14 protein-coding genes are annotated in these 20,905 nt (G+C 58.6%); 10 read left to right on the top strand and 4 right to left on the bottom strand.

Annotated elements, in window-relative coordinates; genetic code table 11:
* The first annotated feature begins 118 nt into the window (after window positions 1-118).
* The 7 genes from MUN81_RS02780 (at window position 119) to MUN81_RS02750 (ending at window position 9,665) form a co-directional block, all read left to right on the top strand.
* Window positions 119-1,120: a sugar phosphate nucleotidyltransferase gene (locus MUN81_RS02780; protein ID WP_245114869.1), complete on the top strand. Its 1,002-nt coding sequence runs from the start codon at window positions 119-121 to the stop codon at window positions 1,118-1,120.
* Window positions 1,121-1,522: 402 nt separating this feature from the next.
* Window positions 1,523-2,089, top strand: a complete 567-nt coding sequence (locus MUN81_RS02775) for a hypothetical protein (RefSeq protein WP_245114868.1) — start codon at window positions 1,523-1,525, stop codon at window positions 2,087-2,089.
* Window positions 2,090-2,386: 297 nt separating this feature from the next.
* Entirely contained in the window at window positions 2,387-3,268 is an 882-nt protein-coding gene (locus tag MUN81_RS02770) for a DUF4007 family protein (protein WP_245114867.1), read from the top strand.
* A gap of 559 nt (window positions 3,269-3,827) precedes the next feature.
* Window positions 3,828-6,482 carry a hypothetical protein gene (locus tag MUN81_RS02765; protein WP_245114866.1) on the top strand — a complete coding sequence of 885 codons (2,655 nt, stop codon included), beginning with the start codon at window positions 3,828-3,830 and terminating at the stop codon, window positions 6,480-6,482.
* Window positions 6,483-6,488: 6 nt separating this feature from the next.
* Complete coding sequence (locus tag MUN81_RS02760) at window positions 6,489-7,595, top strand: phosphoadenosine phosphosulfate reductase family protein (protein ID WP_245114865.1); 1,107 nt, start codon at window positions 6,489-6,491, stop codon at window positions 7,593-7,595.
* 9 nt (window positions 7,596-7,604) lie between these two features.
* On the top strand, window positions 7,605-8,741 hold the full coding sequence (locus MUN81_RS02755; protein WP_245114864.1) for a DUF262 domain-containing protein: 1,137 nt from the start codon (window positions 7,605-7,607) through the stop codon (window positions 8,739-8,741).
* Between the two features lie 6 nt (window positions 8,742-8,747).
* Window positions 8,748-9,665 carry a protein kinase gene (locus MUN81_RS02750; RefSeq protein ID WP_245114863.1) on the top strand — a complete coding sequence of 306 codons (918 nt, stop codon included), beginning with the start codon at window positions 8,748-8,750 and terminating at the stop codon, window positions 9,663-9,665.
* A gap of 2 nt (window positions 9,666-9,667) precedes the next feature.
* Here the strand turns inward: MUN81_RS02750 and MUN81_RS02745 are convergent, their stop codons facing one another.
* The 4 genes from MUN81_RS02745 to MUN81_RS02730 form a co-directional block, all read right to left on the bottom strand.
* Window positions 9,668-12,166 carry a hypothetical protein gene (locus tag MUN81_RS02745; RefSeq protein ID WP_245114862.1) on the bottom strand — a complete coding sequence of 833 codons (2,499 nt, stop codon included), beginning with the start codon at window positions 12,164-12,166 and terminating at the stop codon, window positions 9,668-9,670.
* A gap of 84 nt (window positions 12,167-12,250) precedes the next feature.
* Window positions 12,251-12,625: a hypothetical protein gene (locus MUN81_RS02740; RefSeq protein WP_245114861.1), complete on the bottom strand. Its 375-nt coding sequence runs from the start codon at window positions 12,623-12,625 to the stop codon at window positions 12,251-12,253.
* A gap of 188 nt (window positions 12,626-12,813) precedes the next feature.
* On the bottom strand, window positions 12,814-16,998 hold the full coding sequence (locus MUN81_RS02735) for a T9SS type A sorting domain-containing protein (protein WP_245114860.1): 4,185 nt from the start codon (window positions 16,996-16,998) through the stop codon (window positions 12,814-12,816).
* Complete coding sequence (locus tag MUN81_RS02730; RefSeq protein WP_245114859.1) at window positions 16,995-17,189, bottom strand: hypothetical protein; 195 nt, start codon at window positions 17,187-17,189, stop codon at window positions 16,995-16,997. Before MUN81_RS02730 ends, MUN81_RS02735 begins: the two co-directional genes overlap by 4 nt.
* Window positions 17,190-17,449: 260 nt before the next feature.
* On the opposite strand from MUN81_RS02730, the gene MUN81_RS02725 reads away from it, so the two are divergent.
* The 3 genes from MUN81_RS02725 to MUN81_RS02715 all read left to right on the top strand — a co-directional run bounded on the left by MUN81_RS02725 (window position 17,450) and on the right by MUN81_RS02715 (window position 20,867).
* Window positions 17,450-18,538, top strand: a complete 1,089-nt coding sequence (locus MUN81_RS02725; protein ID WP_245114858.1) for a hypothetical protein — start codon at window positions 17,450-17,452, stop codon at window positions 18,536-18,538.
* Window positions 18,539-18,631: 93 nt separating this feature from the next.
* Complete coding sequence (locus MUN81_RS02720; RefSeq protein WP_245114857.1) at window positions 18,632-18,832, top strand: hypothetical protein; 201 nt, start codon at window positions 18,632-18,634, stop codon at window positions 18,830-18,832.
* Window positions 18,810-20,867, top strand: a complete 2,058-nt coding sequence (locus MUN81_RS02715; RefSeq protein WP_245114856.1) for a prolyl oligopeptidase family serine peptidase — start codon at window positions 18,810-18,812, stop codon at window positions 20,865-20,867. The genes MUN81_RS02720 and MUN81_RS02715 overlap by 23 nt, the downstream gene beginning before the upstream one ends.
* The last annotated feature ends 38 nt before the right edge of the window (window positions 20,868-20,905 follow it).

Below are 20,905 nucleotides of genomic sequence, written 5' to 3'. Positions count from 1 at the left end.
GTTCCGGGCTTGGCGCAAAGTACGTAGCTTGTGCCCAGTAGTTGTAGCTTGCTGCATAGCTAGGCACCCCCTGCCGCTTTCGCTCTTCCTTTATCGATTCTCATCCCGGTTCATTACAATGAAAGCCGTCATTCCCGTCGCCGGCATTGGCTCGCGCCTGCGCCCCCACACCCACACCCAGCCCAAAAGCCTGGTGCCGGTGGCCGGCAACACCATTCTGGGCCACATCATCGACCGCCTGCGGGTGGCCGGGCTCACCGAGTTTGTGTTTGTGGTGGGTTACCTGGGCGATAAAATCGTGCGCTACGTGCGCCGCAACTACCCCGACCTCAACGCCACCTTCGTGATGCAGGAGCCCCGCGAGGGCCTGGGCCACGCCCTGTGGCTGGCCCGCGAGGAGTTCCGCCACGACCCCGACGGCGTGCTCATCCTGCTCGGCGACACGATAGTGGACGTGGACCTGCCGGCCCTGCTGGCCACGCCCGGCTCGGTGCTGGCCGTGAAGGAAGTGAAGGACCCCACCCGCTTCGGCATTGTGGAAACCGGGGCCGGCGGCCGCGTAAACAAGGTGGTGGAGAAGCCCAAGATTCCGAAGTCGAACTACGCCATGGTGGGCCTCTACAAGCTGGCCGACGCCGAAAAGCTGGCCCAGGCCCTGGAGTGGCTGCGCGAAACCGACGTGCGCACCCACGGCGAGTTCCAGCTCACCGACGCGCTGATGCGCCTCATTGAGGACGGCGAAGCCATGACGACCTGCCCCGTGGACAACTGGTTTGACTGCGGCCGCAAGGAAACCCTGCTCGAAGCCAACGCCCGCCTGCTCAACACGGCCGAATTTCTGGAGCCGCGCGACTACTCGGAGTTTCCGGATTCGGTGATTATTCCGCCGGTGAGCATCGGGCGAGGCTGCCGCATTTCGCAGTCCATCATCGGGCCCAACGTGGCCATTGGCGACAAAACCATCGTGCAGAATACCATCCTGAGCGACTCCATCATCGGCTCCTACTCGGAGCTGCGCTCGGCGGTGATGCACGACTGCATCGTGGGTTCCGACGCCTCGTTCCGGGGCATGAACCACTCGCTGAACATCGGCGACAACACGGAGATTGATTACAGCTGAAGCAGGGGGAAGAAAGGGGAAAAAGAACGTCATGCTGGGCGCAGTCGAAGCATCTCGCGTGCTTCGTGCTGCCGGCGCGCCTCACCCCCGGCCCCTCTCCCGAGGGAGAGGGGAGCCGAACGACTGAGTGAGCCTGGCTGGCGGGATGCTTGGCTACGCCGACCTTCGGTTCGGCTGCGCGGACGCCAGATGAGCATGGCGTTCTTCCTAGCTGGATTCGTTGCGCGGTAGAGATGCTTGGCTACGCCGACCTTCGGTTCGACTGCGCGGACGCCAGATGAGCATGACGGGCTTACGGGGCCTTTATCCAATACCTATTAATTATTAAAATATTCCGTTACCTTGCCGGTGGCCCGACTTGACGGCCGGGCGTTTTTTCTACCCAAAACCCCCAACACTTTTATGGCAAAGGTTAAGAACAACATCGTGACGCAGGGACTGAGCGGCACGCTGGTTGGGCAGCTGGTGTTTCGGCAAACCAGCCGCGGCACCGTGGTGAGCGTGGCCCCGCAGGCCCCCAGCGGGCCGCCCACCGCCGGGCAGACGGCCCAGCGCGAGCGGTTTCAGCAGGCCGTGCTATACGCCAAGGGCCAGAGCCAGGACCCGGCCGTGCTGGCCGAGTACGCCGACGAAGCCAAGGCCCAGGACATCAGCGTGTACAATGTGCTGCTGCGCGACTTCATGCAGGCGCCCAACATTGGCGACGTGGACCTGAGCCAGTACACGGGCAAGGTGGGAGACGTCATCGGCATCACGGCCACCGACGACCACGCCGTGCAAAGCGTGCACGTGAAGATTGAGAACAGCGACGGCAGCTTGGTGGAAGAGGGCGACGCCCAGCAGCAGGCCGACCCCAACCAGTGGCGGTACACGGCCACGGCCCGCAATGCCTCGCTGGCCGGCGACAAAATCACGGTGTCGGCCACCGACAACCCCGGCCACAGCGTGAGCAAAACCCGCACCCTGTAAATAGTGCAACTCCGGCCCCCGCCGGCCCCACCGCCCGCCGAACGAACGAGGAACGAAGGCAGAACGAACAAACCGCCTTCTCAGGGGCGGCCCCGGGGCCAGCGGTGCGCTTGGAGAAGTGCTATTCTTCTGCCTGGGTGCCTTGCCGCCGCAGGCAGGAGGCAGCAGCAAAAGAAGCCCCGGCTGCGTGTGCGGCCGGGGCTTCTTTCTGGCATCTAATGATGCTCAAGTTCTTAGCATGTTTTTCTCGCTTTTCAGGCCTTTGAGTGGTACCTTAGCTTAAAAAGCGACAATGCTATGCTAGGGGAAAAACTTATTTTTCAAGGACATAACACGTTCTTATGTCGCCACGGCTGGCTTAAGAAGGGATACGATTTTATTGAAGCTGGAGGAGGCTTCAATGATGCTGATGCCGTAGTGCAGCTCGGCGTTGGTAAGAATATGGTGGATGCTGTGCGCTATTGGCTGCGGGCTTTTGGTCTGACCAATGAGTCCGACGAATTGCTAGCTGTCGCCCACCAACTCTTCGGTCCTGATGGGGTTGACCCATATCTAGAGGACAACGCTACCCTTTGGTATTTGCACTATCTGCTTGTCAAAACTGGCCGCGCTTCTTTGTATCATTTTGTCTTCAATGAGCTACGGAAAGAAGGCTTCTCTTTTAGCAAGACGCAACTAGAGCAGTTCATCATTCGGCGCAACTCGGAATTGGGTAAGTTGCCATTAAATTCTACTACGCTTGATGCAGACTTAACCGTATTTATCCGCAGCTATGCGCCTGCAGGCGAAAAAGGCAAGGGAGATATAGAAGAAGAGTCTAGTGGACTGTTGCAAGACTTGGGCATGCTCACGGTAACGAAGAATGACGGCATCCGCTACCACATTGAGAATTTGGAGCGACGGGAGATTCCTTGGCAAGTGGTGCTGCGCATCATCTTGGAGAATGAGCAGTTTGGCGAATCCATCAGCTTTAGTGACTTGGAGGTCGCGCCTGACTCGCCCGGCTTGCTATTCGCTATGAACGAGAAGGGCTTGTTCTATAAAATCGAGGAGATGCGCGAGCATTTCCCGACGGCCATTATCTATTCGAGCACTGCCGGCAACCGGGTGCTTACTATCAAGAAAGAACTAATCAACCTCGATGAGGTGATGCAGCAATATTATGGCGACCTCGTTTAGCCCATCTGTTAACATTGCACGCGATGCGTCGCAGCAACTTCTGTACATTCCGACCCCGAATGCACAGATGATTTTCGGGCAGATAGTTGATAACTATCTGTCAGGAGTTCACAGCTTCAATATTGTTGGCGCGTATGGTACTGGTAAATCGGCTTTCCTGTGGGCGTTTCAGCAGACGCTGAATAAGGGGAATAAGTATTTCCAAACAGAGGTTGGCTTTAAGGACATCAAAGCATTTCGGTTCGAGCATTTTATTGGCGAATACGCTTCGCTCAAGCAAACGCTTGCCAAGCACTTTCTGGGCGATACTGGAGTAGAGGCAACTACTAAAGATGTTATCGAAGCCTTAGACCAAGAATACCAACCGCTGGCGAAAAAGCGCTTCGCGTTAGTGCTAGTGGTGGATGAGTTCGGCAAGTTCTTAGAGTATGCCGCTCGGGAAAACCCGGAGGAAGAACTGTATTTCATTCAGCAGCTGGCGGAGTACATCAATGACTCTAGCAAGGATATTCTGCTACTAACTACCGTCCACCAGGACGTGAGTTCTTATGCCGTTGGTTTGAACCGCACCCAACGGCAGGAATGGGAGAAAGTGAAAGGCCGGTTGAAAGAGTTGACTTTCAACGAGCCGGTGGAGCAACTGCTACAGTTAGCGGCGCAGCAACTGGCCGGTACGCAGAAGAGCGTTGCCAATCTGGCGGTGAACCAGCAACTGTTTGCCACGATTGAGGCAGCTCACGTTTTCCCGTTGCGTGACTACAAAACGCCCGATATGCAGCAACAGCTATGGCCGTTGGATTTGCTTTCGGGTGGGGTGCTGGTGCAGGCGCTACAGCGCTATGGCCAGAATGAACGGTCTTTGTTCTCCTTTCTGCGCTCCAATGACTATTTAGGCATTGAGCAGCACCTGAAGCACGGCACCTACTATGGCGTCAGCCAGGTGTACGATTACCTGAGCTACCATTTCTACTCGCTGCTGACCTCGCGCTATAACCCCAACTTCTTTCAGTGGGGCATTCTCAAGAACACGCTTGAGCAGCTAGAAAAACACTTCGATACGGACGAAGACCTGAACGCGGCCCGGCACTTAGTAAAGACCATTGGGCTATTGTCCATCTTCGCGCCGGCGGGGGCCGAAATCAGCACGGAGTTTCTGGAAGATTACGCTAGGCTGAGCCTGGGGCTGCCGACGGTGACCCCGGCGCTGAACACCTTGAAGCAGCATAAGCTTATCCGGTTTCAGCCGCACAAGAATAGCTACATCCTTTTCGAGGGCACTGACCTTGATATTGAGCTGGCCATTGATGAGGCGGGTAGCTTGGTAGAGCAGGTAACGGACGTGGCAACGCGCCTGCGGGAGTTTTTCACCTTTCCCTACATCGCCGCTAAGCAGGCTTCCTACGAAGTAGGTACGCCCCGGGTGTTTGAGGTGCGGATGACGGATGATGTGCTGCTGGAAGAGCCCGAGGGTGAGATTGACGGCTTCGTGAACCTGATTTTCTCGGATTCCATCTCGCCGGAGAAGCTGCGTCAGACGGTGGGTGACCGCCGCCAGGCGGTGCTGTATGGCATCTACCGCAAGTCGGGCGAAATCAAGCGGCTTATTCGGGAGATTGACAAGGTGCGGGCCGTGCGCAAGGTGAACCTGAATGATAAGGTGGCGGTGCGCGAGCTGGACGGCATCTATGACCACCAGGTGGCCTTGCTCAATCATTACGTGCTGGACAGCTTATATGAAGCCAACGGCAACATCACCTGGTTTTTCAACGGCACGGCGAAGGCGGACTTCAACAACCGCCGGTCGTTCAACCGGTGCTTGTCGGCCATTGCCCGCGAGGTGTACGTGGATACGCCCGTGTACCGGAGCGAGCTAGTGAACCGCACCAAGTTGTCGGTGCCTATTGTGACGGCGCGCAAGAACTTTATTCGGGCGCTGTTTGAGAAGTGGCAATACCCGGACCTGGACTTTCCGGCCAAGAACTTCCCGCCCGAAAAAACCATCTACCTGTCGCTGTTGCAGGATACCGGCATTCACCGGCAGTTCAATGGCGAGTATGCGCTGATGCCGCCCACGGCGGCCACCTTTCAGCCGCTGTGGGAAGCGTGCGACGCGTTTTTGCAGCAGTCGCAGGGAGGCAAGCTGAAGATTCTGGACCTGATGAAACAGCTGTCGGGCAAGCCATTCAAGCTGAAGCAGGGCCTTATTGACTTCTGGGTGCCGGTGTTTCTCTTCATCCGGCGGCATGAGTTCGCGCTGTACGGGGAGGATGACCGGTACATTCCCGACCTCAACGCCGATGTGGTAGACCTCTTCACCAAGAGCCCGGCCCTGTACGCGGTGAAGGCTTTTGAGCTGCTGCCGGAAAAGCTGGCGCTGTTTAACGAGTACCGCGAGCTGCTACAGCTTGGGCCCGCCGAACGACTCTCCAATAAGACATTTATTGAGTCGATTAAGCCGTTTCTGACCTTCTACCGGCAGCTGCCGGAGTACGCTCAGCACACGAAGAAATTGCCGGCCGCCGCCTTGCGGTTGCGCGAAAGCATTTCGCTGAGCAAAGACCCCGAAGCGGCCTTCTTCGAAACGTTTCCCGGGGCCTTGGGCTTCAGCCTGGCCGAATTGCAGGAGGACACGGCCACGCGGGAGCGGTACGTGCAGACGCTGCAACACAACATCACGCTCATTCGGCAGGCGTATGCGGCGCTGTTGCTGCGGCTGGAGCAAGCCATCAGCAGCCACATCCTGGGCCGGTCGGCGGAGTTTGAGCAGTATAAGCTGGCGCTGCGCGAGCGGTTCCGCAGCCTCGAACCGCATCAGCTGCCCAACGACCTGCTGATATTCCGGGAGCGCATTATGTCACAGCTGGACGACCGCGAGGCGTGGCTGAACTCAATGGCCAATGCGCTGCTGAGCAAGAGTCTGAAAAACTTTGACGACGCCGACGAGCGGATTTTCCAGGACCGGTTTCAGCAGCGCATCCACGAGTTGGACAACCTGTGTGAGCTGACCAAAACCGTTATCGACCCTGAGGCCGAAGACATCCTGCGCGTGGGCATTTCCACATTCGGCACCAAGGAGCGAGCCCGCGTTATTCGGCGGCCCAAGCAAACAAGCCCCGAAGAGAAAGAGTTGGAGAGTCAAATCCGCGTCCTGCTGGAAGGCAATAAATCGCGCAGCCTAGCTATCTTGGCTCGCCTACTCCAGGAGTACTTATAATCTACCATGCAGAACAAGCCTCTCCGGCACGTAATGGGCATTTCCGGCGGCAAAGACAGCGCCGCCCTGGCCATTTACCTGCGCAACAAGCACCCTGAGCTGGACATTGAATACTACTTCAGCGACACCGGGAAAGAGCTGCCAGAAACCTACACGCTTATCAGCAACCTGGAAAATTACCTGGGAAAGAAGATAACGCGCCTCGAAGCCGCGCCGGATAGCCCGGAAGACTCGTTCGACCATTTCGTGAAGGTGTACGGGGGCTACCTGCCCTCGTCGAGCGCCCGCTGGTGTACCAAGAAACTCAAGCTGGAGCCCTTCGAGCAGTTTGTGGGCAACGACCCGGTGGTGTCTTACGTGGGCATTCGGGGCGACGAAGACCGCGAAGGCTACATCTCGCGCAAGCCCAACATTCAATCCATCTTCCCGTTCCGGCGCAACATCTGGAGCGAAGACGTGGTACAGAAGGTGCTGCAAGCCGACGCACTGCCCCGCCTCGGCCGCCTCTACGAAAAGCTAAGCGAGCACGCCCAGCATACCCGCTTGCTGCCGGTGGTGAATGCACCCTTGTCACGCACCTTCAGCCAGACGCAGAAGCTCAACGCCCTGCTCGATGCCGATGTGCGCCTGTTCAACCGCGTGGTGTTTGCCCTGCTGCGCGACACGGCCTACCCGCTGGCTCAAGCCGCCGAGTTCTCCTTGCTCGACAACGACGAGAACCTGGTGCGCGCCGATATTTTCAAGCTGTTGCGCACAAGCGGCGTGGGCGTGCCGGCCTACTATGAAAAGATAACCTTTGAAGTAGACGGTCAGCAGGGCGAATACGCCCGCAGCCGCTCCGGCTGCTTCTTCTGCTTCTTCCAGCAAAAGATTGAATGGGTGTGGCTCTATGAGCAACACCCCGATAAGTTTGCCCTAGCCCAAGCCTACGAAAAAGACGGCTACACTTGGATGGAAGAGTCGCTTAGCGACCTCATTAAACCAGAACGCATCCGGCGTATTAAGCTGGATGCGTTGGCTAAACAACAGAAAAGCGCATTTTCCACTAGTGCATATTTACTTGATGTCCTCGACGATGAGGAAGAAGTAGGATGTGCATCATGTTTTATATAAAATCTGCATATGGATTTCCAATTCGAAACTTGGACAGTAGAGAAGCTACTTAAACTCTACAAAGAAGGAAAAATCAATCTTAAGCCTTCCTATCAAAGGAACTCAGTTTGGAGTTTTGATACACAACAAGGACTGATAGATTCTTTAAAAAGTCATTCAGCACTTCCAGCATTTTTTCTTCTAAAAAAAGAAGGAGGCAAGTTTGAAGTTGTAGATGGGCAGCAACGCACAAGCACTCTTATTCTTTACAATGACACAAAAGAATTAGATGAAGCAGGTTCCACAGAAGAATTTAAAAAGAATGGATTTCTTAAATACCCTCTAAATATCACTGTTATAAACAGCTTGGGCCCTCATGAAAAAATAGAGGAGTTCTATACTACGATTAACTCTTCAGGAACGGCTTTGAACCGTCCAGAAAAATTCAAAGCACGGTTTTTTGAGACCAAATTTTTAGATTTAGTACAAAAATTCATAGAAAGCCCAAGCTTTATTGCGCTGGACTTGGTTCCTCCAAGCAGTAAAAAGCGGATGCTAGACCGTGATTTAGTAGAGGAAGTGGTTGCTCTTTCAATTTATAAAAGCTCTTCCAAGCAAGAACAATCTGATACAAAAGGAAAAAATTATGACAAAAAAGATTTCGTAGAGACTGTATACAAACGCGACCTGAGTGACGAAGAAGTTAAGGCTGTAACAACTCAATTTGAATCCGCAATGAAAGTTTTTGCGTGGTTCAATAAAATCAAAGCAGTTAAATCTACTCGTTATAGACAACGAAATGATTTTTACACTCTTTACGGCTTCATTATGGATAATATTCAACTTGATAAAAAAGCCTATGAAAGAATATACAGAATCCTACTTGCTGTGGAGCCAGGGATTAAACCTGACAAAACTGGATGCCCACCACTGTATGAGTATGCTCTAAATTGTGTTTCTCAATCTAATGCAAAAGCAGCTCGAGATAACAGAAGTCGCATATTAGATGAATTATTGAATGGAACGGCTAAGCCAACTGATGTGCAGAATAAGATTATAAAATATTACTCTGCTCCAAAATCAGCCATAGAGAAAGTTGGCAATACAATGATGCTGGTTCCGGAAATTTTGTCTCCTTTGGTTGAATCTAAAGAACGCCTTAAGTAGAAATTCATGATACTCAACTCAGGAAGCCCAGACATATCACCTGATAAGCCCGGAGAAAATATCATTCTATTTGAGGGCACAAGGTATTTAGTGGATTATTTACATGGTGACGCACCATTAGCAGGGGGCAATGGGGTAGTTTTTAAAATAAACAATGAAAATGGGGATGAATACGCTCTAAAAGTTTGCAAATTCCCACAAGAGACAGCTGAGACCCATAAAAATTACCTCAAACGCATGAGGTTTATAAGAGAAATTAGAGCCTTTGAAAAAACTTCGCAAGCGGAGCATGAAAACATTGTAGGATTTATAGGGCAAGGGGAGCTAAAAATAAAGAATAAGACGTATGATTATTATGTAATGGAAAAGTGTGATTATTCATTAGGGCATTACTTGGACTTGCAACCAGACTTAACTATTCAGCAGAGAATATTATTATTTGACAAGATATTAGATGGAATTTCTTATTTACATGGCTACGATTTATATCACAGGGATATCAAAAATGACAACGTTCTCATTTTGGATAACGAACCAAAAATATGCGACCTTGGCCTGTCCGCTTATCGCGTCAGGGATATGGAGATAGAACGAGAAGAAAAGGGCGAGATGATAGGTCCAACAGGTTGGTTTTCACCTGAAGCAACCAATAAATTTCTTGTTGAAAACACGTCTAACAAATACAACCTTGATTGCGTAATTGGCGCTAAGTCAGATGTCTTCCAGCTTGGAAAGCTGTTCTGGTATATAGTGCAAGGCAACTTACCTCTTGGTCAGATAGCTAAATCAGATTTAGTAGCATCTGATAGTAAAAGCTTATATGAAGCAATAAGAAAGTGCTTGATACACTCCTCAAAGCGTAGACTCTCACTTGATGGTCTAAAAAAGCTCGTTCAAGATTTGCGTTTTGAGTTTGGGCTATGATATCACTCTCCTAGCCCTTGCATCATTTCTTCCATTCCACCAAAGTTCAAAATAAACTCTGAATAAAAATTCTCGAACAAGTCCTTGATGTAGTCGGCCACGTCCACCGGGTCTTGTTCGCCAGCTTTTGTTTGAGTTATCTGATACTTCCGGTTCTTGGTGATGCTGTACAGAAAGAGCGTGTGCATGTAAACCGCTGTCCAATACTTGCGCCCGGATATTTCCAGCTGGGCCTCAGTAATGTTGCGATGCTTGGAGCGGAAGCTCTTTAGCACCTTGCTGTCCATGTTGATGTAAATCTTTTCTAGGTTCTCTCCAGAGGCCATTGGGTGCACCACAGTGTCGTGGTTTACCGATACGCCAATTGCCTCTTCCATTTGGTCCCAGGTCAGCGCACCGTCTTTTTGCTCTTTGTACATAAATACGGGCTCGGGTAGTCCTTGCAGCGGCTCCTCTTCGGGCTGGGGCATGGGTTTGGGCGGCGCGTCCTTGTCGGCAATCTTCACCCAGAATATTTCTTCCAGTTCCTCGCCGGGCGCAGTCAGCGACACTTTCAGCTGCACGGCATCGCCTACCTGCGCGTCTTTCTGCGGGTTCATCGTGACGCGGATGGTGCCGTCCTGCGGGCTGCTCACGTTCACGTTCAGCACGTCTTCCACCGCCCACGCGGTAGCGTCCAGGTTGCCGCCGTTGGCCGTGCTGCTGCCGTTGTTGTTTTTGCCCGCCGCCCGCTTCACGCCGAGCAGCGCAATTTTCAGCTCGCCCGGTTCTTCCACGCGGTTGAAGTATTGATTCTCCACGTCGGTATCGAAGCGCACCGTTTTCTCGCCGCCCAACGGGATGCCGGTGAGGGCCTTGTCGCCGTCGTGGTGCCCCCGCACCTTCAAAAACGTAGGGAAGCGCTGCGGCTTGAACGGCTCCGGCGCGGGTTTTGAGGGCGCTTTCTTTTCCGGCTTGTCGTGCTTGTCGGGTTGGGGCTTCTTCTCCTCCAGCTTGAACGTGCTACCCAGCAGCTTCAGCAGCTCCGGGTTCATCTGAATGTTCTTGGTGACGTTTTTCAGCAGCTCTTTGGAGTCGCCGCCATCCACCGCAATAGAGTCCTTGCGCTTCTTCTCAATCTCGGCCAGCCGCCCGCCGGCTTTGCCCAGCTTCGTAGCTAGGAACTGGCGCAGCTTGGTTGTTTCGTCGCTCCCCTTGAGCCGGTCGCGCGAGGCCATGAACAGCTCTTTACGGAACTCATAGCTCATGTTCGTGCAATCGACGTGCAGCAGCAGATGGTTTTTCAGCAGGTTAAGCTTCAGCGAGCGGGTGATGAACTCGGAAGTGTAGTGGCCGTGTACCTGCCCATTCATGGAGAACAGCACGGTCATGTTGTTCTTGAAAAACTCGCGCTGAATGGAATCCTTCGTGTCCTTAGCCGACTTGCCCCCTACTTTGGTGTTGAAGACATAGCCAGCCACGCGCATCTTCCCAAATAGCGCATCGGTGAAGTCTTCCACGAAATTTTCCTCCACGTAGGCTTTGTCATCCTGCTCCAACCGACGTTTCAGGCCGAAAAGCGGGCGCTCCAGGTTATTATCATCAGGATAACGCTCCTTGGTGTCAACAGTCAGAATTGGCAGCGCAGGCTCAAACAGAAACTCATTAAGGCTCTGATTCAAGTCACGGGAAATAACGGAGCGCGAACCTGCCGGCAGGCTGTAAGAATACAGTTTAATGATGGAGCCGGTAGTAAAAGGACGCCCCACTAAGCCCAAATCAAGTTCGGTAATGGGAAAGGATGGAATCTTACCATCTAATACCAGAAACTCATACCACGTATTCTTAAGAGAGCCTTGCTCCTGCTTCGTCAGCGGGTGTTCCCTTATCAGCGTGAATCCCAGCGGCCCGGTACCATCATAGCGCCGGGAAGCCACCAACTGGTACCCACGCTTGCCGCAAAACACAATGGCGCCACTACCGCCCATGTTGTATTTGCCTTGCACAAAGTGGATTTCGTTCTTATTGCCCCGCAGTAACGACAAAAACGTGTCCTCGAACTTGTCGGGGTGCTGTCCTTCGCCGCTATCGTAAATAGTCAGCGAAGTATTCATGCGCGGCCCCGATGCTAGAATTTGAATGTTCTCGGCTTGTTTCTTACGGAAAGAAGGTAAGTCCCATTGTTCAGCCTGGCCTGTATAAAATTGTTTCACGGCCGCTTCCATCGTTTTGGGCGCATCTGCACCTTTGGGGTCTACGCCAGCCTCATAGCATTTGCGCATGAGCGTGGCGTCGATGGAATTGGTTATTTTCTCCACAAGTGCCGCAATTGGCGAAGCTTGTTGGTTTTCGATAACCCCATACATATTCGCGCTACCGCCAAGTGGTTTCCAGTTGTCGCTTGAAGCGAAAACACCAGGGTATTTCTTAATCAGGCTGTCTACTGCCTCTTCTTCGGCGCAGTGAAAAAGTTGCAGAAAAAGGGTTTTAAGGTCGGGTTGTTGGGTAGAAAACAAATCCATGAACTACATATAATTGGCAAGAGAGAACAGGTGTGAAAGGTATGGATAAGTCTCTGTTCTGTCAGCCTTTTTATGCGGTGTTTCTCAAAAATCGAGGGCGGCGTAGGCCACCACGTCGCGCAGGTGGCGGAAGCTGCGCACGGAGTTGGATTTGGTGAGCAGGATGTCGAGGCCGGGCCAGGTGTGCAGGTGCCAGAAGCCGTCGGAGCGCAGGTGGTAGAAGGGCAGGGCAAAGTTGGCCGCCGTAAACAGCGACCCCGTGCTGAGGTCGGCGCAAATGGCTTTGAACGCGGCAATGAGCTCGGGCGTGATTTCGATGCGGTTGTCGAGGATGGTACCCTCGGCGATGCCTTCGAGCACGGCCAGCAGCAGGGCCGGTTTATAGGGCGCTTCGCCGTGCTGGCGGCTCGTGGCCACGCGAAGCTTTTGGAAGCGGCGGAGGTAGTCGGTCAGGGGCATGGGCGGGCAAGTTAGGGATGGGCTCCTAGGGCGCCTTCCTCAATCATTCGCGCCTTATGCTAATTCATATAAAAACGTCATGCTGGGCTTGTCGAATCATCTCTACATCACGCAAGGATTACTCTTCGCGGTAGGGATGCTTCGACAAGCCCAGCATGACTATTCTTTTTTTGCTTAGGCAGTGTTGCTTATTCCTTTACCAATTGCAGCGTTTGAATACCGGCAGAGGTTGTCAGGCGCAGGGCGTACACCCCGGCGGGCAGGCGGCCGAAGGCGGCAGCGTCAAGCACTGGCTGGCTGGGGCCGGCGGGCAGTGCCCCCAGCTCCTGCCGCCACACCGGGCGACCCAGGGCGTCGGTGAGCGTAAGGGTGGCCGCAGTGGCCTGGGGCAGCACCAGGCTCAGCCGCGGGGCTTGCTGGCAGGGATTGGGCCACGCCAGTAGCTGTAGGGTCGGGGCGTCGAACAGCACGGTTTGCACGGGCGAGAACGAGGCCGGGCCCTGGCGGTCGAGCTGGCGCAGGCGGTAGTAGCGCGGGCCGGTTTTGCCGGCTTCGCGGTCGAGGAAGCGGTAGCTGCGGGCGGTGGCGCTGGTGCCCGCGCCGGCCACGAAGCCGAGGGCGCGGAAGTGCTGGCCGTCGGGGCTCACCTGCACTTCGAAGCCCTGGTTGTCGCGCTCAGCAGCCGTTCCCCAGGTCAGGAGGGCGTCGGCACCTTGGCGGGTAGCCTCGAAGCGCACCAGCTCCACCGGCAGCGGGGCAGCCTGGTCGCTGATGGCTAGGATGCCGAAACGTGTCAGGCTGGAAGGGCCAGCCAGCGTGCGGACCGGGGCGGGGCTGACGGCTGTGGCGAAGAAGGTGCCGTAGCCGCTGTTGTCGGCCGTGCGCTGGCTGATGCGCTGGGCGGCCTCGCTGGCGATGGTTCCCAGCAGGGCGGGGTCGTAGGCGAGGGTGGGCTGGTAGGTGTAGCCGCTGCCGCCGACGGCGCTGAAATCGAAGTACGCGTTGGCGTAGCGCGCACCGGCCAGGAAGGGCGCGGGCGGGTTGGTGCCGGAATAGTAGCGGGCCACCACGCTGGTGGGCACGGTGCCGGTGCTGCCGTAGGTGAGGCTGGCCAGCGTGCGCCCGCCCAGGCTGAAGGTTTGGGTGGCGCCCGGGGCCGGAGCGGCGGGCGCTGCCGTGAGGGCCGGCGGGGTGCTGGCGGGCGTCACTTCCAGGGCGCCGAGGTCGGGGGCGCCGGCGGCCACGGTGGTGGAGCGGGCGGCGCCGGCATAGTCGGTAGCAACGCCGGCCAGCTGCGTGCCGGTGCCGTTGGCGTACCAGGCGGAGGGGTTGGCGGCGTTCAGCGAGAAGTCGCCGGTGGCGGGGCTCGTGAACAGGCTGGCGGCGGGCACCGTGGCGGTGGTCTCGCTCAGGCTGCTGCCGTCGCCGCCGGTGGCGGTTTTCCAGCCGGCAAAGGAATAGGGAGTTGCTCCGTACAGGCCCACTTTGGTGGCGTCGGCGGTGATGAGCAGGTTGTAGTCGGCGGTGTTGGTGCTCGGGTTGGTGGTAGAGCCCACAAAGCCGGTGGCGGAGGTGGTGGTCAGGGCGTAATTGCTGCCGCTGCCCGTGCGCGCATTGTAGAAAATGTTGTTGCGCAGCGTGGTGGCGGTGGTGTTGGCCCGATAGCAGGCCGCGCTGCTGTTGGGGCCTGTGCCGCTGAGGTACACGGTGTTGTAATAGGCGTTGAGGACGGTGCCCCCGCCCAGGGAGAGCCCCGCCACGGCCGGGGTGCCGGTGCCGGCCGGGGACGTCAGGTTGACGACGACGTTGTTGGCGAGCGTGTGGCTGGGCCCGCTCGCTACGTAGATGCCGTAGACCTGGCCCGTGCTGCTGGTGCTCAGGTTGGCCACCGTGTTGGCGGTGGTGCTGATGCTGCCGCCGGGGGCATTGGAGGCCGGCAGGTACATGCCGTACACTGCCGCCGAGCTCGTCGTACTGAGGGTGGTGATGGTGTTGCCGGAAATGGTGCCGGCGAAGAAGCTGTTGGTGGTGCTGATGGGTACGCCGGTGCTGCCGCTCAGCGTGAGGCCCACCGCCTGCCCGGCGCTGCTCAGGTTCTGCACCGAGTTGTTGGCCAGCGTGCCGCTCACGGCGGTGCCGCCCGCCCACAGGCCCACCACGGGGCTGGCCCCCGTCGAGGAAATGCCCCCGCCGCTGGCCAGCGTACCAACGACGTTGTCGCGCACGTCGTAGGTGATGATGCTGGTGCCGGAGCCGGTGGCCGTGGCCAGCGCCTCGATTCCCACAAAGGACCCCAGCAGGGTGAGGCCGCTGATGGTGTTGTTGCGAATGGTGTGCGTGCCGGCCGCGGTGGCAAACCCGATGTTGAGGTAGCCGGTGGTGCCGCCGCCGCCGGTGCGGGTGAGGCCGGTGAAGGTGTTGCCCTGCACCAGCAGGTTGCTGCCCGTGGCCAGGTTGGTGGCGTTGCTGTTGCTGATGAATACCACCGGGCCCACCGAGGCGGTGCTGCTGTTCTGGTAGCGGTTGTTGCTGACGGTAACCAGGGCGGTGGACGTTCCGGTGGCGTTGACGAAGGTGATATCGCCGGTGCTGCTTGTGCTGCTGTTCAGCAGGGTGTTGCCGTCGAGGGTCAGGGCGGCCGAGGTCGGGCCGAGGTTGCTGACCGCCACGAAGCCGGAACTGAACGTGCCGCCGGTGCTGGTGCCCGTGTACGTGACGACGTTGTTGCTGATGGTGGCCGGGCCGGTGAGGGCAGCCGAATTATTCACCGCGCGCATGAAGGCCGTGGTGGCGCCCGCCGAAGTGGCCAGCGTGTAGCCCACGGTGTTGCCGCTGAGGCTGGTGGCACCGCCCACCGTGACTACCGACTGGGTGTGCACCCCCAGCAGCGTGTTGCCGGCGCTCCCGATGGCGGCCCCGTCGTTGGCGATGGAGTAGGTGCAGCTGTTGCTGTCGAGGGTCAGGTCGCCCTGCACGTTGCCGTACTCGAACACTCCAATCATAAAGCTGTTGAGAAAACCGCCCGTGGCCGCACCCGCTGGCACAGTGTGGTTGACCGTGTTGCCGCTCATGGTCAGGTTGCCGCCCACGGCTGCGCCGTTGGTCACGCCGTAGCAAGACGACGAAATGACGCCCGTGCTGCCCGTGTTGGCCAGGCTGTAGGCAACGGCGTTGTTGTTCATCACCACATTGCCAGTCACGGACGCCGCGTTGGTCAGGCCTTGGCAACCGCTCGACAGCCGGCTGCTGCCGGAGTTGCTGAGGACGAAATGGACAACGTTGTTGCTCATCGACACGGGGCCCGTCACCGCGCCGGCGTTGTCGAGCCCGTAAGCGACCCCGCTCATGTCGCCGCCCGTGGCCGCGATGGCGAGCGTGATGTTCACCGTGTTGCCGTTCATGTTCAGCGCCCCCGCCGCGGCCGAGTTCAGGAGCAGCAGCCGGGTGCTGGTGTTGGCCGTGCCGCTGGTGGCGGTCAGGCTGTAATTCACCGTGTTGTCGTTGACGGTGGTGGTGCCCGTGCCCGCCAGGTTCATCTGCACGGCTTCCACCTGGTTGTTGTTCTCGGCCTGGGCAATGGTGATGGTGTTGTGGCTGGCCGTGCCGCTGGCGTTGGTGCCCACGTCAAACTGCACGCCGTAGAACGTGTTGGGGCTGGCCACGCCGCCATTGGCCGCGTTGTCGAGCAGGTTGTAGCTCACGTTGCCGCCGTTCTGGTACACCATGCGCACGCCGTAGGCCACGGCGTTGGCCACGCCCCCGAAGTTCTGAATGGTGTTGCCCGTGGCCGCGGTAGCGCCGCCCACGTCGTTGTTCTGGTCGAGCAGGGCATAGGGCGCGGCGGTGTCGCCGTAGCCCGACAGGAAGACGCCCATCTGGGTGTTGAGAATGGTGTTGCCGTAGAAATGGTTGTCGGAATTGGTCCCGCTGGTGCTCGTGATGACGAGGGCCGTACCCACCGCGGCGGTGCTGTTGACCCCAAGAATACCGAAGGGCACGCCCGTGCCCACCGTGGTGGTCAGGTTCGAGCGGTTCATGGTGATGGTGCAGTTCTTCACCGTGTTGTGCTGGCAGCCGTTGGTGGCCGAGGCCCGAAACAGCGCGTAGCCCGCCTCCATGGCCGTGGCCTGGGTGACGTGGGTGGTCAGGTCGGCCACGTCGATGCCGTCGAAGGTCACGTAGTCGGCCCCGCTCAGCCGCACGATGGCGTCCAGATTGGTGGAACTGGCGGTCCAGCTGGCCGTGATTTGGGGATTGGCCCCGGCGCCCGACTTCTGGAAAATAATCGGGTTCGCGGCCGTGCCCTGGGCCGTGAGCAGGGGCAGGACCGTGGTGGGCGCTTCGGCGTAGCCCGCCGCCACGTTCACCGTCACGCCCCTGTCGGGAAATTGGTGTTGATGTCGGTGATGGCGGCGGCGAAGCTGGCGTAGTTGCCGGGCAGGGTTTTGGTAACCTGGGCCCGAGCGCCGGAGCCGCTCAGTAACAAGGCCAGCAGGATGAGCAGCAGGCGCCAACGTGAGGCAGAAGCCCCTTCGGCACCCGGGCGGGCATAGGTAGTTTCCATAGTTTCGGATAAAGGAAAGCGAAGCGTGTACCCGACAAAGGTAAGGCAGCCCCCAAAGCTAAAGGGCTGACCTGCGCATGCTTCGTCGTTCTTCATCATCCGGGCACCTGCGGGATTGCCAGTCGTAGAAGCCGGTATAATTGCTTTTTGGCGCGTGAGCTCAACGGTAGAAAGGCCGGAGGGCCGGTTGCGCTCTAGTAGTACCATACCCATAATAAATAGCTCCCCACGCCGTACTTTCGGCCCAAACCGCGCTGCTTATGACTCCCCGCTCTGTTCTGGCCGCTCTGCTGGCTCTGTTGCTGCTCACCGGCCCGCTCCGCGCCCAAACGCCCCTCGGCCAGCCTTCGCTCGACGAAAGCAAGGTGCAAATCTGGTGCGCCACGGTGCGCTTCGTGTACGACGACGCCGGCCGGCCCAACCTCAAAAGCACCGTGCGCTGCGAAGGCGGCAACCTGCAGGCCCTGGCCGCCAGCATCCGGCCCGACAGCCTGCGCGTGTACTCACTGCTCTACCAGCCCATCGAAGGGCGAGGCGCCATCTACCAGGGCAAGAAGGACAACCCCGCCCGGCTGGCCGCCCTCACCAAAGCCATTGTGAGCAAGCTGAAGGGCTCGCCAGCCCGGCGCAAAGACCCCGCCCGCATGGCGCGCGTCGAAGCCCTCGAAACCGCCCTCACCAACTACGCCACCAGCGGCACCCCGCTCGGCGACGTGCCGGCGGCCATGGCGCCCGAAACGGCCGACACCACCGCCACCCCCGGCGCCCTGGGCCCGGCCGAAGCCGCCGAACAAGCCGCGGCCGCCGACCGCGAAGCCGCGGCCACGTCGTCGGCCGCCCTGCCCACGGCCGGGCCGGGTAGCCTGCTCTACCGCTTTGCCGCCCCGCTGGCGCTGATTCTGGCCATTCTGGGCTTGGTGCTGTACGTCATGCTGCGCATCACGCTGGGGCAGTGGCGCCGGCAGCAGCGCCGCGAAACCCTGGTGGCCAAGCAGGCCGCCGCCGCCGCCCAAACGGCCGCCGCCGAAACCAGCGCCGCCGTGGCCGACTCGGTGGCCCGCGTGAAGCGCGCCGAAGCCCTCGTGCTGGCCGCTTCGGAAGCCAGCGCCGCCCCGGCTCCCACGCCGGCCCTCGACCAGCTGAGCCCCGCCCAGCGCCTGGAAGTGGAGCGCCTGGTGAGCCAGCGCGTGGACGAGGAGCTGCGCTGGCTGCGCGCCAACCTGCCCGAGCTGGTGGCGGCCGCCGTGGCCCCGGCTTCCGCTGCCACGACACAGGCGCCGGCCGCAATCGAGCCGGAAAGCAGCCCGGAGCGTACTGGGGCCGTCGCCGATGACGTGCAGATGGATTAACTTTCGGAAGGCTGATAAGTAATCGGAACGTCATGCCCCGGCTGCGCTTGGCATGCCGTTCTTTCTTCTTCGCTTTTCCCTTTCCTCCCCCACATGAAAGCTGCCTTTCGCCTGCTCGTGCTACTGGCAGCTTTGCCGGCTTGCCGGGCCACCACGCCGCCCGCGCGCAACACCCTGCCGCGCCGCCAGCCCCTCACCGAAACCACCACCCCCGAAAATGCCGAGCCCAGCCGCAAAGCCGGCCTGGAGCTGCCGCCCGACACCACCCGCCGTGAACTACCCCAACAGCCGTAAAGCCGACGTTACCGACACCTATTTTGGCACCCCGGTGCCCGACCCCTACCGCTGGTTGGAAGACCCCGACGCCGGAGAAACCAAGGCCTGGGTGACGGCCCAAAACAACGTCACGTTTGGGTATTTAGAGCAAATTCCGTTTCGGGATGCCATCCGGGAGCGCCTCACCCGCCTCTGGAATTACGAGCGCTACGGCGTGCCCGAGCAGGTGGGCGACGAGCTGGTGTACGCCAAAAACGACGGCCTGCAAAACCAGGCCGTGGTGTACCGCCAGCGCGGCGACGAAGAGCCGCGGGTGCTGCTCGACCCCAACAAATTCTCGGAAGACGGCACCACCGCCCTGGCCGGCATGGAGTTCAGCAACGACCATCGCTACCTGGCCTACGCCACCAGCAGCGGCGGCTCCGACTGGAACCAGGTCCGCATCATGGACCTCAGCACCCAGGAGCTACTGCCCGACACGCTGGATTGGGTGAAAGTCTCGGGTACCTCGTGGACGGCGGAGGGCTTCTATTACAGCCGCTACGACGCGCCCAAGGCCGGCGAAAACGACCTGTCGGGCAAGAACGAGTTTCACAAAGTCTATTTCCACCGCCTGCACACGCCGCAGGCGGAAGACGAGCTGGTGTACGAAAACCCGGACATGTCCCTCGGCTTTCGCATGGCCGGCGCTACGGAGGACGAGCGGTTTCTGTGCCTCTACCTCACCGACGGCGTATCCGACGGCAACCGCCTGCTGGTGCGCGACCTCACCAACCCCGCGCAGGCCGGCACCTGGATTACGCTGTTTGATTCCTACGAATTCAACAACACCGTCATCGGCAACGTGGGCGGCGAAGTGCTGGTGTACACCAACTACCAGGCGCCCAACTACCGCGTGGTCGTCATCGACCCCAGCCAGCCCGAAGAAGCGAGCTGGCGCGAGGTGCTGCCCGAAGCCCCGAATAAGCTCGAAAGCGTGAGCCAGGCCGGCGGCTGCCTGCTGGCCGGCTACCTGCACGACGCCAGCTCGCAGGTGAAGGTGTACTCTGAGCTTGGAGCGTTTCGGCATGATGTGGCGCTGCCGGCCATTGGCACGGCCAGTGGCTTCGGTGGGCGGCGCGAGGCCACGGCGGTGTATTACGCCTTCACCTCGTTCACCTACCCTACCACCATTTACCGCTACGACCTCGCCGCGAACACCAGCACCGTTTTCCGGGCGCCGGCCGTGGACGTGCAGCCCGCCGACTACGAAACCACGCAGGTATTCTACCCCAGCAAGGACGGCACGCGCATTCCCATGTTCATCGTGCACAAAAAGGGATTACCGCTGAACGGCCAAAACCCCACTTACCTCTACGGCTACGGTGGCTTCAACGTGAGCCTGACGCCGGGCTTCTCGGTGGCGCGCATGCTGTGGCTCGAAAACGGCGGCATCCTGGCCGTGGCCAACCTGCGCGGCGGCGGCGAATACGGCGAAGACTGGCACCGCGCCGGCATGACGCCGCACAAGCAAAACGTGTTCGACGACTTCATTGCCGCCGCCGACTACCTCAAAACCAACCACTACACCGATACCCAGCACCTGGCCATTGCGGGCGGCTCCAACGGCGGCCTGCTGGTGGGCGCGGTGGCCAACCAGCGCCCCGACTTGTGCCGGGTAGCCCTGCCCGCCGTGGGCGTGATGGACATGCTGCGCTATCAGAAATTCACCATCGGCTGGAACTGGGCACCCGAATACGGCACTTCCGACGACGAGGCGCAGTTCCATAACCTGCTGCCCTTCTCGCCCTTGCACAACCTGCGCCCCGGCACGGCCTACCCCGCCACGCTCATCACCACCGCCGACCACGACGACCGGGTGGTGCCCGCGCACTCCTTCAAGTACGCCGCCGCCCTGCAGGCCGTCAACGCCGGCCCCTACCCCACCCTTATTCGAGTAGATGTGAACGCCGGGCACGGCGCTGGCAAAAGCACGGCATTGCTGATTGATGAGTGGGCCGACGTGTGGAGCTTTTGCTACGCCAATATGGGCGCGACGCCGGTTCTGCAGTAGCGCATGAACAATGCTGCAAAGCCAAATCTGAACGTCAT

Source organism: Hymenobacter sp. 5317J-9 (assembly GCF_022921075.1).
GTDB lineage: Bacteria > Bacteroidota > Bacteroidia > Cytophagales > Hymenobacteraceae > Hymenobacter.
The sequence above is the reverse complement of the archived record's forward strand: the minus strand, read 5'-3'. Positions and strand labels throughout refer to the sequence as shown.